We start from the raw sequence: 17,312 nt of genomic DNA, 5'->3' as shown, positions 1-17,312 counted from the left end.
TTCTGGCGACAGAATGGCAGACGCTTCTGAGGTGTGGATAAAATTCCTATAATTTCGTAATGGCCTGATGATGGATGAAAATATGCTATAAATAAACTTATCCCCGCTTGCAAATTCCTCGCTATAAGAACATATTCCTATAACGGTGAGGAAAGATGAATGTCTCTGAAAACTCCGGATATCATCCATACCCGCGCAGAAGCTGTTGAGGCTTTAAAGGTCATTGCCGCGCGACACGGACGAACACTGAAACTGGATAATTCTGGTCCGGATCTGGGCGCAGGTGCCAGGAATAGAATATTGAGATCTGCGAAGCGTTGATAGACATGTTGTCTGCCTATTTCGGCGTTAGTGGTACTGAGTTGCGTTCGCCTATGCGATGCAGACGGGACGTTGCACAGGTACGACAGTTGGGCATGTATATCGCGCATACCTCTTTCGGCATGGTTATGGGCCAGGTCGCAATTGGATTTTCTCGTGAACGCACGACAGTCATGTATGCGTGCCATCTTGTTGAAGATCGCCGAGAGGACCGGGATTATGATGCGGTCGTTTCCGCGCTTGAAAAACTCGTTAACGTTGGATTCTCGGATTGGAGGATAGCAGCTTGAGTGAAATGTATTCGACGTCCGAAGCAAGAATCATTCGTTTTTTGAAACAGGGTGGATGCGAAGTCCAGGATTCTGTACGTGACACCCATGTTTTGCTTGTGGCTGACCACGGTACAATTGCAACAACGCGTAATGAACTTGATGCGATGCGAAAACGTGGCGTTTTGCTGTATAACGACGGTCGGCTTGTACTTGCGTCTCAAGCACGAAAGAGCTCTGAGAAAAAGCCAGCTACCGCTCGAAAGACTGAAACCATAGAGCTCGAATATGGTGAGAACGTTGAAATTAACCCTTCTGAATCGCCACTGACCAAACTCTTTAGGCTTCGCAATAGTAAAGGTGTGAGTTTCATTTCAGAAGATGAGTTTCGGGCCGGAGAACGGTTGCGTTCAGATTTTACCCGGGGGGCGATGATGCCTTCGATTTCAGCGCGGTGGGATATGGGTGTTGGTAATTCCACGCGTTCGGGGCCGGGAGGTATGGCTGAATTTACAGATATTGCGCTTGCAAGCCGGATGCGTGTTGAGCGCGCTTTGGATGCCGTTGGACCTGAACTAAGCGGCGTGCTTATAGATGTTTGTTGCTTCTTAAAGGGGCTGGAACTCGTGGAACGCGAGCGCCAATGGCCAGTTCGTTCCGGCAAAATGTTGCTCAAAATGGGGCTTTCGATGCTGCACCGGCATTATAATCCGCATTCAGGCAGGGAACCTCGCTCGACCGGTATTGTTCACTGGGGTGCAGAGGATTATCGCCCGGCAGCACGTCCACGGTAAGATTAGTTGCTGTGATGCTTTTTCACCACATTGACCCCGTCAACAGTTTGAATAACAAAGTCATTCTGACGGGGGAAATATGCTTAGTATTAGCAATAAGCTTGAAAATATTTTGTCAAAACTGAGAACACGTGTCGGCAGCGAGCGTGTTTTCAGTACTATTTATGCAGGCAGAGCCACAGCAGAAGCCAGCGAGTCTGATGAACGTTTTATGGCGGGGCGGGTGATTGGTCCGCTGGATGGTCGGATCATATCGATCAAAGACTTGTTCGATATTAAAGACGAACCGACGCTCGCTGGCTCTGTTATACGCAGAACTGCTGCGGTCGCGAGTGAAAACGCCGTAGTTGTCGAGCGTTTAAGGGCTGCGGGTGCAGTCATTATCGGCAAGACGCACATGACTGAGTTTGCGTTTACAGCTGTCGGCTTAAACCCGCATTATGGCGTGCTAGCCAATGCAATTGATCCACAGCGCGTACCGGGTGGTTCATCCTCGGGGGCCGCGGTCTCGGTTGCTGAAGGTACAAGTGAAATAGCAATCGGCTCTGACACGGGCGGTTCAGTGCGTATTCCAGCAGCGCTCAATGGACTTGTTGGCTTTAAACCGACGGCAAAGCGCATTCCCCTTGATGGCGCTTTTCCATTGGCACCATCGCTTGATTCGATTGGCCCAATCGCTAGAACGGTCGCGGATTGTATTCTTGCGGATGCTGTAATGGCGGGAGAGGCTCCTGTGTTGCCAGCGCCAAGGGCTTTGGACAGTTTAACGGTCGGTTTGCCGGAAGGCACGATGCTGGCCGATATGGAACCTGACGTTTGCGATGCTTTCAAACACAGCCTTAAGTTGCTTCAGGATGCAGGTGCGCGGGTCGTTTCATTCGAGCTGAATGACCTCATTCTTGAGTTGCGCAAGGCGGCTTCGATTGGGTCGATTGCGGGCATTGAAGCGAGCCATATCCATGCCGATACGTGGTTGAAAGATCCTGACGCGAATGTCGATGAACGTGTAAAACACACGCTCGCAAAACGTCTAAAAGTGTCTGAAGAGGACTATCATGGCCTTATGCAGATACGGCAAAGCCTCATGACCGAAATGGATCGGAGGCTTGCAGACATAGATTTCCTAGTGACGCCCACCACGCCAATCGTAGCGCCGACGATTGCGTCGGTGATTGACGATCCCGTCGAATATGACCGCGTTGAAGGGCTGCTTTTGCGCAATACGCAGATCGCCAATCAGTTCGATCTTTGCAGCATTACGCTGCCGATGCCCGTAACTGGAATGCCAGTGGGTCTTATGCTAACGGCGCGCAACGGCGCGGATAAGGAATTGCTCGCCGCCGCACTTGCTGTTGAAAAGCTATTAAGCTGATGCTTTAAGCGCTTCCGCATCGCGGCGGATACGCGCCACCATTGACCGCAGTCCATTGGAACGCTGCGGCGTCAGATGTTCATCCAGCCCGAGTTTTTTGAGAACCTCTTCCGGGTCGGATGCCACGATTTCGGAAGCTTTGCGCCCTGAATAAAAGGCGAGCACGATTGCAACAAGACCGCGCACGATATGCGCATCTGAATCGCCCAGAAAATCGATAACCGGGTCAGAACCTTCATGCGGAACGGTTTTGAGCCATACCTGACTGACGCAGCCCTGCACCTTGTGCGCAGCATCGCGCGCATCATCTGGGTATGCGGGCAGCTCTTTTCCCAGATCAATCACATAACGATAGCGATCTTCCCAATCGTCGAGAAATTCGAAGTCGGAAATGATGTTATCTATTGTCGTGGTCATGATATCTGCTCAAATTGGGTCACTGTTCGCTTGTCTATATAAGGACAAAGCGTGCGAACGTCACCCTAAACCATCAATTGCGAGAGGGAATTGCGCCGGTTGTCGAACGATCAAGTGCGCGAAGCCCTTCAGCGCGCGGGGTAGGGATCGGGATTTTCGAAATCGCTGTCTGATTTTGTTGAATGGAAACCTGCTGTGGGATTGTAGGTTCGGGTGAGGCCAGTGTTGCGGTTGGGGGCTTCGTGCCAAAGCGGTCACTCAGATATTCAAGTACACCGCCAGTGCGCTCCATTGCGCCGCTTGCAGCGCTGGATAAAAAAGACACGCCGTGTTCACACAATGAGGGATTGTTTACGCAGATCTTGCTGAGTTCCAGCGCAGTTTTGCCATTGGAAAGTAACTGTTCAATCTGGTCCGGTTTGGTGTTTGATGCAGCGTCGATTTGCTTCTGAGCCGGTGTGCTTTCTTCATCCGCAGGAAAAAAGTGCGGCATTATCATAAATGCCAACGACAGCCAGATTGCAGATTTGATGAGAAAACGGATCATTGCTCTCGAATGTGTTGGCCGGGATTGGCAAAAACATTCTTCACTAAAATTAAAAAGATTCCGTAACCGTAAGAATCGCTGGTCTCAAAAATGTTGGATTGGTTAATTGCCAAGCAGCGCCTAACCTTTATCCACCTTCTGTTTACCATAGCTGGAAAACTAGGGCTCCAGACTGTGAGATTTTACATCAATTCGCCCATCGCCGGTTTGTTTTATCGTTTCTTTAAAGCCTCGGCTGCATTCTGCCATCAACAGGCTAATCCCTGATGGATGTGCCGAATGAGTATTGAGTGAGTAAGGCAAGTTGAGCGCCATTCTTTTGAACGCAGCGGAGAGAGCAGGCACGAATGTGCTGGCGCTTGCGCGTTTTTATGAACGTTTTTGCCAGCGCTGGACTGATCGTTCAGATGCGTCAGCGATTCGCATCGTTGGTTCGTTCATGCTTTTGCCGGTGCTGCTGTTTGTATCGGTCTTTGCATCGGGTATTGCGAATGATTTTGCGACATACGCTGTGCTTGCAGCAAGTTTCGCAGGCGTTGCGATGATATTGTGCGCTTTGAGCCTGATGGGCGTGAATGCTGCAGTTCTCGGAACGCTGAATTTTGCCGTGTATGGCGCTGGTCTTGCCACAATCGCGGCACTTACCAATGGCAGCAGCATCGTGCTTTGGGTGATGGCGGCAGCCTTTCCATTAGAAGCATGGTTGGTGAGCGGTAAACCGCTTGCAGCGCTCGCAGCTGTTGGTGCGGCAGCTCTTATTCTAGCTGCCGGTGGTCTTACTGTTGCAAGCGTGTCGGCCGCTGCACTGATCATCTCTCTCTTATATATAACAAGCCTTATCGCTCGTAGTTCGACGGTCCAAACAGTGGTGGTTTCGGCTCCGCAGGCTGCACAAAAGCCGGTTATTGCAGCTGGTGATATTCTCATGACGCTCGATGCTGACGGCGTTGTTTCAGAAATCGGAATGGCGTCTGCAGCAACTCTTGGTGTTCAGTCGACAACGCTGGAAGGCGTCGCACTGCTTGATCGCGTTCACGTCGCTGATCGCGTCCAATATGTTTCTTTGCTTGCTGATCTGCGCTCTGGTCGTAACGCGCGTCCTGCCGATGTGCGCCTTCGCACAATCGAAGATGGCAATACCGTGTTCCTGTCATTCCGCATGGAAGGTGTTGCAGCGAACGGCGTGATGACGCTCACTGGACGTTCGCTGGAAGGTGAGCACCGACTGCTTGAAGAAATCAATGCTTTGAAAGCTGAGCTTGAAGCAGAACGCATTGGCAAGGGGCGTCTTCTGGCAACCGTCAGCCATGAGCTGCGTACGCCGCTCAATTCGATCATCGGTTTCTCGGATATGCTCACGCACGAAATGGGCTGCCAGTTGCAGGATGAAAAGCAGCGCGAATATGCGGGACTTATTCATAAGTCTGGCCATTATCTGCTCGAACTGGTCAACTCGGTACTCGATAACTCCAAGCTCGAAACTGGCACCTATCGCATTGAGCCACAGAGCTTCGCTTTCCGTGAAGCTGCTGATTTGTGCGCGTCTGTTATGCTGCCACAGGCCGAAAAGAAAGGCCTCGCTTTTTGTCATCGTGTGAATGCGATGACCGGCGATGTGGTCGCTGATCGTCGTGCAGTTCAGCAGATTTTGCTCAATTTGACAGCCAATGCTGTGAAGTTCACCCAGTCGGGTGGTTGCGTCACCATTGATGCATCGCGTGTTGTGATTGACGGTAGGCCGCAGCTCGAAATCATTGTTGCAGATACAGGAATTGGTATTGAGCCGGAAGATATGCAGCGCATCGGATCGCCGTTCGTGCGGGCCGATAATCAATACACGCGCGCGCAAGAGGGAACTGGCCTTGGGCTCTCAGTGGTCCGGGGATTGGTAGAGCTGCACCAGGGCTCGATGAATATTAAAAGCTGTGTGGGCGAAGGAACGGTTGTGACTGTTCATCTGCCGGTGGCAGGCCCGCAGAAACTATTTGATCAGGATTCTTTGGGAGAAGAAGACGAACAGCAACTTGGCACGGTCATTGACATGCACCGTCACCAGGGAGAACGGAACAATGAGTGGAACAAAGACGAAAACCGTGAACAGAGCCAAGAGCGGATCGACGCGCAAGCCCGCAAAACGGCCTAGTCTCGGACGTCGTCTGCTTCAGGTCTTTTTCAGTTCGGCTTCGTCGCTGGCGATTTTCGCTGGCAACTTTATCGTGCGCAATCCTGTGCTTACCGGCGGCGCGACGGCCTTCGCAGTCGTAATGGGCTTTGTTTCGGCCAATGCACTCTGGTATCAGCCTGAAGCGCATAATGCTGTCTTCTTCAAAACTCGTACCGATTTTGTCTTTAAAGCGACGCCGCGCGCCTATCTGCCCGGAACCGCTCCAGAACATAAGCAGGAAGTAACAGCAAACGTTCAACCCGCTGCAGCGTCAGCACAAACTCAGACAGAATCAGCCGAGCTTTCGCCGGATCGTTTGCAGCTGACTGGTTCCGTCGATGAAATGCTGCCAGCATTGGCACCTAATGCTGATGTTGAAATTGCTCGTCTACAACAACGATTGCTGACGCTTGGTATCTATCAAGGTGCAGTTGACGGCTTTACAGGCCCACAGACACGTGAAGCCATTGAACGCTGGCAGGCATTGCAGAAAAAGGTGGGAGCGCCTGCGCAGAACGGTGCAGTTGCGGCGCCGAAAGAAGATGATGTCGCGAAGCTTATAGATACTGCAGTGCCGACACCACGACCTCAGCCTGCAGTTCTAAAGGTCGAAACACCTGCAAAGCGTGCGCCTGATCTGGCATCTCTGGAAAGCAAACCCGCGCAGCCTAAGAAGCAGCCAGTCGAACTGGCCGCATTCCAATCGCAGGCGAAGATTTCGTCGCAGGATATCGTCCGCGTTCAGGCTGGCCTGAAGGCGTTTGGTAATGAAATGGTCAGCGTTGACGGTGTTCCCGGCAAATCGACACAGGATGCCATTCGCGAGTTTCAGAAACTGTTTAAACTGCCTGTGACTGGCGAAGTTGATGCTGCGTTGATTTCTAAAATGCGCGAAATTGGCCTGATCAGCTGATACGGGATAAGCTATGCGCCTGACATCGGACTTCTGGGTTTCTGCGCTAATCCGCAAAGTGCAGGGCGAGGGCGGCTTTGCCTATTTGGCGCGTCGCGGCTCTAAGGAAGCGGGAGCGATTTTCATCAAGATCAGTTCACGCTTTGGCACCTCTGATCTTTATTCACCCGCGCCGCAGACTTCTTATGAAGAAAATAGCGATGGTGAACGCATGTTTTTGCGCATTCTCCACGATGTCGATGATCTTAAGGTCAGTGAAAGGATGGAACGGGAAACCCGTTTCGACCCTGATCTTTGGCTGATTGAGCTGGAAGATGTAGCCGATCCGACTAATCTCTTCTCAGTCGCTTTGGATGACTTATAGGCTGGTTCGAATGGAGGCGGAATCGACGTTTGCAGCCGTAACCATCTCACGCAATTTGCTGCGCAGTGCCTTTGACATGTCGTCAGCTTTCCAGCGACGGACGAGCATGACAGCTTTTTCCTGATCAATAGAGCGGTAAATCTGAATAAATTCACGCAATCCGTCACGGTCGGCGACAACTGGTCCGAGGATTGCAGACATAATCATGAAACATTCGGATGCCGACATGCCGAGCGCACGCAAGGCTATCGGTAAATGCGAATCTGGCCATTTTCCAATGATGCGGTCGGCACGATCAAAAGACACATCCAGCGAATCAGCAAGAGCCGTGCGGAAAATCTGATCATCAATCAGAAGCGCCGTATCGATCAGGTGTTCCGGTGTCGCAAGTGTGCCGGGATTGAAAAAAGAGGCTTGTGGCGCTTCTTCGTCCGCGTGTTGATCCTCATCAACTTCGGAAAGGCTGGCCGACTTCCCCGTTTCTATGCCTGCAAGGTTCTCTTGCAAAGCAAGCAGACGGTCGATCACGGCATCATTGAAGCTGCGCAACACACCTTTGAGCAACGGGTCGTCCGACTGCCTGCGTGCGATGGCGCGGGCATGGGCTAGTCCATTTTTACTGATAATATCGAGAAGGTCTTGAGGTCTTAAAGTTGCCGAGCGTAACAAAATTGGCGCTGAAATTTCGACGGGCTCATTGGCCAGAGCGAGGACCAGACGTCGCGGCGCATCTTCGATTTGTGCAATCGCATTGGCTGCTTGTCGTTTGCCACGCAAGGTCGCGCGGTCAAGAAGCGGGAATGCGAGATCTTCAAGCTGATGTGCGTCTTGTCTTCCGGGGCGCGTCAGTGAGGCAAACGCAGCTATTGCAGCGACCAGAAGGTCGTCCGCTTTGCTGCCATCAGCTCTCGAATTTGACTGGTTCCGATTGCCTGAAATCTCTTCCAGGACGCGGAACTGATCGTTTGTCACGCAGGGTACTCCGGTAGGCTAAAACTATGAACGCGGCCTGCCGCATGTCGGCATCATGGATAATAATTATGAAGCCTTAGCAACTCATTAACCGTGCGCGAGAAAGTGTCTGTTTTGAGGCAGTTAACTGCCTTCGTAAGTTGAACAACGCGCTTGATTAAAGAAGCTTTGCACCTGCTGGGTCCAACTTACGTCAGGGACGAAGCTGTGCAGAACGACTGCACCTTCGCTAATATCCTGTTCGATAATGATTGACCGACCATCATTCTGAACGCCTTCTGAGCGCAGCGCAGCAATACCAATTGGATCAGCAATAATCAGATCAAGCTGGCGGTCACCGGCAACACTGTCATTCAAACTGTAAAGATTGTCGCCATTCGGTGCATAAATGGATAGCGACCAGAAAGGCAGGTTGCCTTTCGTTGTGATATGCACAGGCCCATCCGTCAAATCAAACCGGCATGCAGCCTGCCGCATGAGCGGGTCCTGGTCACTCACAAGGCGGGATGTTTCGGAAAGAACATGGAAGCGATAGGCGTCACCAAGGGCTTCGAGATGTGACCATGCGTTTTTGCTCGAATAGAACGGAACCAGCAGTAAGACGGCTATATGCACAATCGCTGCACCAACGAGACCAAGAAGAAGCAGGCGCAGTATTTTAGCCACGGCAGGCCTCCGTGTTCGCGAGAGGCGTGATGCGCGGCATAATAAGATCAACCAGACCGGAAGAACTGGCGGCAGGCGTATCATACAGTGTCATGACCAACACAAAGTTGCCTGCGCCTTCAACGGGTAACCAGTTGTCAGGGCTGGCATCGGGGCTGATGGTAATTCTCACGCTGCCGTCTTGTTCATACAGCACCTCGCGCGAGTGCAGGGCTGGCTGCAAGCCTGCGCGTGGTGCAATTGGCTCAAGATCGGTGCTTGCCGGATAGAGCGTCCAGAACCTTGCAGAAGGAGTGAAACCGCTCAAGCTATAGCTGCATCCCTGGCGCAAGTCGCGTCCATTACTATCCCTACGCGCATAAAAGGGGAGACCTTCGGCGGTGCCGAGCGCAAGATAGGCCTTACGTGCTGCACGCGCTTTCGAATAAGGATCGGCATCGGTTGTGCCTGCGGCTGGATACGCATTCCACGCGCCGAGCTGCAACTCGCCGAAGCCATCAAAATGATCCAGCGCGTAATCGGTTGCCAAAATGCCGCCGCCAAGCGCAATGACGAGTACCGTAATGACTTTGAGGATTGTTTTCAGCATTCTGATCTCAAAGTACCGATACTTTACTGCGTGCGGCAAGAGCAGGAACCGGCGGTGAATTACGCAAAGCGTCGCTCAGCTCCTTAAGCGTTTTGGTAGCGACGGGCGACAGCACGCGTGGAGCTGCCGACATGGCTTCTTCTGGCTTGTCTGTTGCCGCTACTTTCGGCTCTGTTGATTTCGCCGGAGCCGGGAAGGCGGGCGTGATGCCGGGGATTGGCTTTAATTCGATGTTTTGATGAGCATAATTCATCATCCGCTGCCACGCCATTGCAGGTAGAACGCCGCCAGTTAGTTCCTTCATCGGTGTGAAATTATCGTTACCAAACCAAACGGCAGCCGTGAAGTTTCCGGTAAAGCCAACAAACCATGCGTCACGATAGTTTTGTGTCGTGCCGGTTTTGCCGCCAACGCGTGTCATTGGCAATGCAGCGCGTCGCGCTGTCCCGCGTTCCGGCACTTGCACCAGCATCGAATTCATCTCGAATGCTGCTTTTTCAGACAATGCCCGGTGCGGCTTTGGTGCATCGCGTGAGAAATCCCACAAGACTTTGCCTTCCGACGAGACGATCTGGGTGAAGGCATGCCGGTTGCCAGCCATCCCGCCATTGGGAAACACATTAAAGCCGGTCGCCTGATCCATCACTGTCATTTCAGAGGTGCCAAGAACCATTGTTTTATGGGATGAAATGTTTGATTCCACACCCATGGCTTTCGCCAGCGCGACGATAGGCGCAGTTGTCAGATGATCCTTGGCAAGACGAACCGGCACGGAGTTTAGCGATTTTACGAGTGCTGTCGTCAGATCGACGCGTCCGGCAAAGCTGCGGCCATAATTGCGCGGTGCCCAGTTGCCCCAGCTGACGGGTGCATCGGAGACGATGGTATTCGGTGTCAACCCTTTTTCCATGGCTGCGGCGTAAACATATGGCTTGAAGGATGATCCAGCCTGACGCAGCGCTTTGGTCGCGCGATTAAACTGGCTTTCGCCATAATCGCGTCCGCCGACCAGTGCGCGTACCGAACCATCATTGGCAATCACAACGGTGGCGGCTTCAGAGACGTTGTAGTCTTTGCCGTTCTGACGGAGGTAGAACTCAAGCGATTCTTCTGCGGCTTTTTGTAGATTGCGATCCAGCGTCGTGCGAACGGTGAGCGTATGATACGGTAGGTGCCCCGCGACTTTCTTGACTTCATCAAAAGCGAAGTCGAGGAAATAGTCTGGGCTTTCATTTTTGGCGCGGTCAATGATGCTGGCTGGATTGCGGCGCGCAACGGCAACCTGTCCATCGCTCATGAAACCGCTTTCAACCATGTTTGAGAGTACAACATTAGCGCGTGCGCGCGCTGCTGGCAGATTGACATGCGGGGCGAATTTGGCAGGCGCTTTGAACAGGCCTGCAAGCATAGCGGCTTCTGCCAGCGATACGTCCTTAACGTTTTTGCCGAAATAAAACTCCGATGCCGCAGCAATCCCGAATGTACCACCGCCCATATAGGCACGGTCGAGATAGAGCTGGAGTATTTCTTTCTTGCTCAGATTGCTTTCAAGCCAGATTGCAAGAAACGCTTCCTTAATCTTACGCTCAATGGTGCGTTCATTGGAAAGAAACAGGTTCTTGGCAAGCTGTTGTGTAAGCGTTGACCCGCCCTGAACGACGCCATTGGCGCGCAGGTTCTGGCTCAGCGCACGACTAAGCCCCCAGAAATCGATGCCATAGTGATCAAAGAAGCGGCGATCTTCGGTGCCAAGAACGGCTTTAATGACATGATCCGGCAATTCATCGATCGGTACAGCCTGCCGGTGTAGAATGCCGCGTTGTCCCAGTTCATTACCATAGCGATCAAGAAAGGTTACTGCGTAGTCGTCCTGCGCACGCCAGTCTTTTTTCGTTTCTTCAAATGCAGGCAAGGCCAGAGCAAGCATTAGAACAGAGCCAATGACGCCCAGCGTAAAGCCTTCATCCAGAATTTCGACAACAAAGCGTCGGAAGCCACGAACCCGGAATTTTCGTGAGAAAATTGTGATGCTTTCCCACCACTCCCGAGCATAAAAGCGCAGATTATAAAGGCCGGAATCGATCCATGCATCAAGGCCGATAAGGCGTGAAACCCTGAAGGGCTTGCGCCCTTTATTTTCAGAATCTTCATCAGTCTTGTTACGCATGAACTCTACTTTTTAATCGTAAAAGTTGCGAGACGAGCAGAACCTGCCATCGAACCATATCAGATAATAAAGCGATAACTCATGTTAATTCGTAAACGAAATGCAGAAAGTCATACGAGAAAAAAATCTTAAATAGGAAAATAGTCCTTGACGGCGTAACGGTGCTTTGCTATCAATTAGATACAGTCAGAAAAGTGTGACTGATCTGGATGAGAGCTTTAGTACCCCCGGCTTTCATCGTTATTGCAAAACCCCGGAAGCATCATGCTTTCGGGGTTTTGCATGAGAAAGGGCAGTTATAGTGCATCCCGAAAAGTGCGAAGCGGTTTTCGAACAAGATGCACGTTGAAACAAATATTTAGAGCGCCGATCTGATAAAATTAGATCGAAATGCGCTCTAACGGAAATTGCCGTTGAAAACGCAAAAAATAGACGAGCGCCGCGAGGCGCGGGTCAGGCTGGCTTTTTGCCTGCAAATGAAACACGACATTGCACTAGCTGAGATTGTTGAGCTGATGGGATGTACAGAAAAACAATATCTTCAATGGCTGAAGCTTATTGGCCTTGATGAAAAAACACTTATCAAACCCTCCGCCACGGACACGGCTCTGCAAAGATTACAGAGCGAACTTAACAAGCTAATAGATGCTGAAGAATTGCCGGATAAGGGTAAAGCCGAAGCTTTGATGGCGTTGGCGAAGGCTGTGAAAACCGTAGGCGAGCTTGCGACTGAAACGGGCGTTGCCGAAGCCAATGAAAACACTCAACAGGTAAGTCTTGTTGAGGTTAAAGCGGCGCTTGCTCGTATAGACAGGAGAATTAACGAACTTGCAAAAAGGCGCGCACGGGAAATCCTGGGCGGCGGACTTGACGCAAAATCAGATCATGGCAGTGAACAGCGAGTGGTTGTTTAGCGCGCGCGATGCGCAACTGCCACTGTCGGGTGACTGGCGCACATGGCTTATTCTGGGTGGTCGCGGATCGGGGAAAACGCGTGCTGGGGCCGAATGGGTATCGGGAATGGCATTGGGGCTTGCGCCATTTTCTTCAAGACATTGCGGACATATTGCATTGGTGGGCGAGACTTTTGCCGATGCCCGCGAGGTGATGGTTGATGGTCCCTCCGGCATATTGTCGGTCTCGCGTTTGTCGCGCCCACGTTATGAGGCGACGCGGCGCAGGGTTCTTTGGGATAATGGTGCAGTGGCGTCCCTTTATACATCGGAAGATCCGGACGGGTTACGTGGCCCACAGTTCGATGCCGCATGGTGTGACGAAGTGGCAAAGTGGAAAAATCCGCAAGCCACATGGGATATGTTGCAGTTTGGTCTGCGATTGGGGAGCTTTCCGCGTCAGGTGGTGACGACGACACCGCGCGCGGTTCCATTGCTGAAATCATTAATGACCGACAGCTCAGTTGAGATGACACATATGCGTACGTCTGAGAATGCAGAGCATCTTGCGAGTGGTTTTATTGAAACGATCAATCAGCGATACGCGGGTACGCGGCTGGGGCGGCAGGAACTCGACGGCGAACTGATTGAAGAACGCGCAGGTGCATTGTGGTCGCGTGAGCGGATTGAGCAATGTTTTGAACAGTCCGCTCCTGAGTTGATCCGTATTCTCGTGGCGATTGATCCGCCTGCTTCATCGGGCAAATCGTCTGATGCCTGTGGGATTGTTGTCGCTGGTATCGACGAAAATGGCATTGCGCATGTGCTGGCTGACGAAAGCATGAGCATGGCTAAGCCGCATCAATGGGCGCGGCGTGCGATTGCTCTTTATCATGAATATGAGGCTGACGCGGTGCTGGCTGAAGTAAATCAGGGCGGTGAGATGGTTGCTGCTGTGCTTGCGGCAGAGGATGCAACTGTTCCGGTTTTGATGCGGCATGCATCGCGGGGCAAATGGTTACGCGCCGAGCCGGTGGCGGCACTTTATGAGCAGGGGCGTGTTCGTCATGCGGGACGGTTTATAGCACTTGAAGATGAAATGTGCGACTTCGCGCCGGAAGGTCTTTCGAGCGGACGTTCGCCGGATCGTCTCGATGCCATGGTCTGGGCGCTGACCGAACTCATGCTTGGGACTGATCGAAAGCCACGTATCCGGCGTTTCGGTTAATTTTTACAATCATTGGAGAGCCGATATATGGCGTGGAACTGGCCGTGGCGTAAAGCTGCCGCGAACGCACCCTCATATTCTGATGTGGGGCGTGAGAGAAAGAGCGCGCAAGGTTTTGTTGCCCTGCATATGGAGCGTGGGCCGTCATGGATTGCGCGGGATTATACCTCGCTGGCACGTGAGGGCTTTATGCGAAATCCGGTGGCACATCGTTGTGTGCGGCTGATCGCGGAAGCGGCCAGCAATGTGCCGTGGCTGCTTTATGAAGGCACGACCGAACATGAAGTGCATCCGTTGCTTGATCTGATTTCGCAGCCGCAAGGCGGACTGGATAGTAGCAGCTTCTTTGAGCGGCTTTATGGACATTTGCTTATTTCGGGCAACGCGTATGTCGAACGCGTTGATTTGCCAAGTGGGCGCAGCGAACTGCATCTTCTACGGCCTGAAAGGGTGACGCTCGAAACATCGAGCGATGGTTGGCCGCAATCGTTGGTCTATCGCTCAGCCAATACGAGCCGTGTTGTTTCGCTGGCGGGTGCAGCTTCTGCCGGTTTGCATCTCAAACTGTTTCATCCGCTGGATGACCATTATGGTTTTCCACCCCTTGAAGCAGCCCTAATGGCGCTTGATCTGCACAACGCAGCAGGGGCGTGGAATAAGGCATTGCTTGATAATTCGGCTCGCCCTTCCGGTGCGCTGGTCTATGCACCGAAAGACGGCGGCAACCTGACCGAAGAACAGTTCGACCGGCTCAAAACTGAACTTGAGGAAGGCTACACAGGCGCTGCTGGTGCCGGGCGTCCGCTGCTGCTTGAAGGTGGGCTGGACTGGAAAGCCATGGGCTACAGCCCGCAGGATATGGATTTCATCGAAGCGAAAAATGGTGCCGCACGCGATATCGCGTTGGCATTTGGTGTGCCGCCAATGCTGCTCGGCATTCCGGGTGACAATACCTACGCCAATTACGCAGAGGCCAATCGTGCCTTTTATCGCCTGACTGTGCTGCCGCTGATCAACCGCACGGCAAAGGCTTTCGGTTGCTGGCTGGGGCCAATTTTCGGTGACGATCTCAGGCTTGAGCATGACACAGATCGCATAGAAGGCCTTTCTCTGGAACGTGAATCGTTGTGGCGGCGCGTCTCCGACGCCTCTTTTTTAAGTGACGATGAAAAACGCGATGCGGTTGGCTACCAGCCACGCGCAGAAAGGAGAGCAACATGAGCAATTTGAGTGAAACCGTTATGGCATCCGATGCAACACGGGTGTGGTTCGCTAAGATTGCTGTAGCCGTCGCCGGTTCAGCCGTGTCGCTTGCTTATATGTTGCCAAATGGCAAGCGTGAAGCAGGCATTCGCTTTGCCGTCGGTATCATCTGCGGCATGGTTTTTGGCGGTGCGGCAGGGGTGAAAATTGCCGGAACACTGTCACTTGAACCTCTGTTAGGGCGCGCCGAAGTAATGCTGATGGGCGCGACAGCCGCAAGCCTTGCCGCATGGTCGGTGCTTGGCATTCTCAAGCGCTTTGCGGAACGTGTGAAACATGCACCGCTTCCCGGACTCCCATCTTTGCAAAGGAGCCGGAATGATAAAGCTTGAAACCAAGCGTGCATCACTGGCGCTCGAAGAAATTGAAATCGACGGCAGTTTTTCGGGCTATGCGAGTGTGTTTGGGCTGCCTGATCTTGGAAACGACGTCATCGAAAAAGGCGCTTTTGCTAAGTCGCTTCTATCTCGAAAATCCTCTGGTGTGCGTATGCTCTGGCAGCATGACGCGGCTGAACCAATTGGCGTCTGGACTGATATTCGTGAAGATGCACGCGGCCTTTATGTCGAGGGCAGACTTGCTAAAGGTGTGGCACGCGCCCGCGAAGCACTGGAACTGATGCGGGCTGGCGGGCTGGATGGTTTGTCGATTGGCTTTCGCACCGTGAAAGCGCGCAAGGATGCGCGCACGGGATTGCGACACATAACGGAAGCGGACCTATGGGAAATCTCGGTGGTGACCTTTCCCATGCTGCCGCAGGCGCGGATCAATAATCTCAAGGCGGATTTGCCGACAGTCAGAGAATTTGAACGATGGCTCACGCGGGATGCGGGGCTAAGCCGTTCTGCTGCACGTCTGGTTATAGCCAAAGGCTATTCAGCACTTGCAGCCTTACAGAGCCAGGACGGGCGGGACGCTTTCCGGGCAGATGATGCAGCGTTGGCGCAGCGTATGCGCGCCGCTTGCAAGATGATGTCACTTAACTAATCAGGATCAAAAATGGAAAAAAAACATGCAATCCCGCTCGAAACCAAGAGCGTGGAAACGAAGGCGCTTGGGAACAACGGCGATGTTTCGGAAGCTTTTGACGAGTTCATGACTGCCTTCTCAGCGTTCCGAGAAGCCAATGATGAGCGTCTGAAAAAGGTCGAAAAAAGTGCCGATGTTGATGTGCTGCTGCGCGACAAGGTTGATCGTATCAATCGTGCACTCGACGAACAAAAGCAGGCGCTTGATCAGTATGTATTAAAAAGCGCTCGTCCACAGCTCGGCAAAGGTAACGCTATCGTCGACGTTGAGCATAAGCAAGCTTTTGACGGCTATGTACGTCGTGGCGACGAACAGGCGCTACGCGGTGTCGAGCAGAAGGCACATTCCTATGCATCGGGTCCCGACGGCGGCTACCTAGTGCCAGCAGAACTTGAAACTGAAATCGGTCGTCGTCTGGCTGTGCTCTCACCGATCCGTGGCATTTCCAGTGTCCGTCAGGTGTCCGGTTCGGTTTTGAAAAAGCCGTTTTCGGTGAGCGGCCCGGCAACGGGTTGGGTCGGTGAAACCGATGCCCGTCCGCAGACTGCATCGGCAAAACTGGCAGAGTTGCAGTTCCCAACCATGGAAATCTACGCCATGCCAGCGGCAACCGCGTCACTGCTCGACGACGCGGCCGTGAATGTGGAACAGTGGATTGCCGAGGAAGTGGAAGCAGCCTTTGCTGAGCAAGAAGGTGCGGCGTTCATCACTGGCAATGGTCTCAATAAACCGATGGGTTTTTTGAGCTATAGCACTGTCGAAGATGCAAGCTGGGAATGGGGTAAGATCGGCCATATTGAAACTGGTGTTGCGGGAGCGCTACCTGCAGCCGATCCATCCGACAAGCTTATCGAACTCATCTATGCATTGAAGGCTGGTTATCGTCAGAACGCCAATTTCGTGATGAACCGCAAGACCCAGAGTGTGCTCCGTAAGCTTAAAGACGCAGACGGAAATTATCTCTGGCAGCCACCAGCGGCTGTTGGTGAAAAGGCATCGCTGATGGGCTTTGGTTTGGTAGAAGCCGAACATATGCCGGACATTGCTGCCGATGGTACGCCGATTGCTTTTGGTGATTTCGAGCGAGGCTATCTTGTTGTTGATCGTATCGGTGTGCGCGTGTTGCGTGATCCATATTCTGCCAAGCCATATGTGCTGTTCTACACCACTAAGCGCGTAGGTGGCGGTGTGCAGGACTTCGATGCGATCAAGCTCCTGAAGTTTACCGCCTGATTTTTTTGTAATGCCGCTACACGATCTACCTGCCGGTTTTGGCAGCTAGATTCAATTTGCGAACGCGTTGAATCTCTTTCTGGGGTGCCATGCGTAACTATCTGATTTGAG

General features: G+C 52.5%; 17 protein-coding genes and 1 pseudogene. 12 read left to right on the top strand and 6 right to left on the bottom strand.

What is annotated here, in order from left to right; genetic code table 11:
- Positions 1–159: 159 nt before the first annotated feature.
- The 3 genes and pseudogenes from ACOZHT_RS02060 (at position 160) to ACOZHT_RS02050 (ending at position 2,756) form a co-directional block, all read left to right on the top strand.
- A pseudogene (locus ACOZHT_RS02060) lies at positions 160–611 on the top strand (helix-turn-helix domain-containing protein).
- Entirely contained in the window at positions 608–1,384 is a 777-nt protein-coding gene (locus tag ACOZHT_RS02055; protein ID WP_339508111.1) for a DUF6456 domain-containing protein, read from the top strand. The pseudogene ACOZHT_RS02060 and the gene ACOZHT_RS02055 overlap by 4 nt, the downstream one beginning before the upstream one ends.
- Positions 1,385–1,463: 79 nt before the next feature.
- On the top strand, positions 1,464–2,756 hold the full coding sequence (locus ACOZHT_RS02050) for an amidase (RefSeq protein WP_421565296.1): 1,293 nt from the start codon (positions 1,464–1,466) through the stop codon (positions 2,754–2,756).
- Here ACOZHT_RS02050 and ACOZHT_RS02045 read toward each other — a convergent pair.
- Both ACOZHT_RS02045 and ACOZHT_RS02040 read right to left on the bottom strand, forming a co-directional pair.
- Positions 2,748–3,173, bottom strand: coding sequence for a SufE family protein (locus tag ACOZHT_RS02045; RefSeq protein ID WP_339508113.1), 426 nt, complete (start codon positions 3,171–3,173; stop codon positions 2,748–2,750). The two genes, ACOZHT_RS02050 and ACOZHT_RS02045, sit on opposite strands and share 9 nt — an antisense overlap.
- A 73-nt stretch (positions 3,174–3,246) precedes the next feature.
- The gene (locus ACOZHT_RS02040) at positions 3,247–3,720 is read right to left on the bottom strand and encodes a hypothetical protein (protein ID WP_339508115.1); all 474 of its coding nucleotides are present in this window, start codon (positions 3,718–3,720) and stop codon (positions 3,247–3,249) included.
- 304 nt (positions 3,721–4,024) lie between these two features.
- Between ACOZHT_RS02040 and ACOZHT_RS02035 the strand changes: the two genes are divergently transcribed.
- The 3 genes from ACOZHT_RS02035 to ACOZHT_RS02025 are packed head-to-tail and all read left to right on the top strand — an operon-like array spanning position 4,025 to position 7,161.
- On the top strand, positions 4,025–5,863 hold the full coding sequence (locus tag ACOZHT_RS02035) for a HAMP domain-containing sensor histidine kinase (RefSeq protein WP_339508116.1): 1,839 nt from the start codon (positions 4,025–4,027) through the stop codon (positions 5,861–5,863).
- Entirely contained in the window at positions 5,790–6,797 is a 1,008-nt protein-coding gene (locus tag ACOZHT_RS02030; protein ID WP_339508117.1) for a peptidoglycan-binding domain-containing protein, read from the top strand. The genes ACOZHT_RS02035 and ACOZHT_RS02030 overlap by 74 nt, the downstream gene beginning before the upstream one ends.
- Positions 6,798–6,810: 13 nt before the next feature.
- Positions 6,811–7,161 (top strand): DUF1491 family protein, encoded by a 351-nt coding sequence (locus ACOZHT_RS02025; RefSeq protein ID WP_339508118.1) that lies wholly within the window; start codon positions 6,811–6,813, stop codon positions 7,159–7,161.
- Here the strand turns inward: ACOZHT_RS02025 and ACOZHT_RS02020 are convergent.
- From ACOZHT_RS02020 to ACOZHT_RS02005, 4 genes are all read right to left on the bottom strand, one after another.
- Positions 7,156–8,133: a DUF2336 domain-containing protein gene (locus ACOZHT_RS02020; protein ID WP_339508119.1), complete on the bottom strand. Its 978-nt coding sequence runs from the start codon at positions 8,131–8,133 to the stop codon at positions 7,156–7,158. The genes ACOZHT_RS02025 and ACOZHT_RS02020 overlap by 6 nt on opposite strands.
- 123 nt (positions 8,134–8,256) lie before the next feature.
- Complete coding sequence (locus tag ACOZHT_RS02015; protein WP_339508120.1) at positions 8,257–8,799, bottom strand: hypothetical protein; 543 nt, start codon at positions 8,797–8,799, stop codon at positions 8,257–8,259.
- Positions 8,792–9,388 (bottom strand): DUF1214 domain-containing protein, encoded by a 597-nt coding sequence (locus ACOZHT_RS02010; RefSeq protein WP_339508121.1) that lies wholly within the window; start codon positions 9,386–9,388, stop codon positions 8,792–8,794. Before ACOZHT_RS02010 ends, ACOZHT_RS02015 begins: the two co-directional genes overlap by 8 nt.
- A 7-nt stretch (positions 9,389–9,395) precedes the next feature.
- A complete protein-coding gene (locus ACOZHT_RS02005; RefSeq protein ID WP_339508122.1) occupies positions 9,396–11,555 on the bottom strand; it encodes a penicillin-binding protein 1A in 2,160 nt (719 codons plus the stop codon).
- A 413-nt stretch (positions 11,556–11,968) separates the two neighbouring features.
- Between ACOZHT_RS02005 and ACOZHT_RS02000 the strand changes: the two genes are divergently transcribed.
- From ACOZHT_RS02000 to ACOZHT_RS01975, 6 genes are read left to right on the top strand one after another with little or no spacing between them, the layout of a single operon-like run.
- On the top strand, positions 11,969–12,469 hold the full coding sequence (locus ACOZHT_RS02000; RefSeq protein ID WP_339508123.1) for a hypothetical protein: 501 nt from the start codon (positions 11,969–11,971) through the stop codon (positions 12,467–12,469).
- On the top strand, positions 12,441–13,676 hold the full coding sequence (locus ACOZHT_RS01995) for a DNA-packaging protein (protein ID WP_421565295.1): 1,236 nt from the start codon (positions 12,441–12,443) through the stop codon (positions 13,674–13,676). The genes ACOZHT_RS02000 and ACOZHT_RS01995 overlap by 29 nt, the downstream gene beginning before the upstream one ends.
- A gap of 27 nt (positions 13,677–13,703) precedes the next feature.
- On the top strand, positions 13,704–14,897 hold the full coding sequence (locus ACOZHT_RS01990; protein ID WP_339508125.1) for a phage portal protein: 1,194 nt from the start codon (positions 13,704–13,706) through the stop codon (positions 14,895–14,897).
- Entirely contained in the window at positions 14,894–15,271 is a 378-nt protein-coding gene (locus tag ACOZHT_RS01985; protein WP_421565294.1) for a DUF6107 family protein, read from the top strand. The genes ACOZHT_RS01990 and ACOZHT_RS01985 overlap by 4 nt, the downstream gene beginning before the upstream one ends.
- Positions 15,258–15,926, top strand: coding sequence for an HK97 family phage prohead protease (locus ACOZHT_RS01980; RefSeq protein ID WP_339508127.1), 669 nt, complete (start codon positions 15,258–15,260; stop codon positions 15,924–15,926). Before ACOZHT_RS01985 ends, ACOZHT_RS01980 begins: the two co-directional genes overlap by 14 nt.
- Before the next feature lie 12 nt (positions 15,927–15,938).
- Positions 15,939–17,201, top strand: a complete 1,263-nt coding sequence (locus ACOZHT_RS01975; RefSeq protein ID WP_339508128.1) for a phage major capsid protein — start codon at positions 15,939–15,941, stop codon at positions 17,199–17,201.
- Positions 17,202–17,312 lie beyond the last annotated feature (111 nt).

Source organism: Ochrobactrum sp. EDr1-4 (assembly GCF_049199085.1).
GTDB lineage: Bacteria > Pseudomonadota > Alphaproteobacteria > Rhizobiales > Rhizobiaceae > Brucella.
The sequence above is the reverse complement of the archived record's forward strand: the minus strand, read 5'-3'. Positions and strand labels throughout refer to the sequence as shown.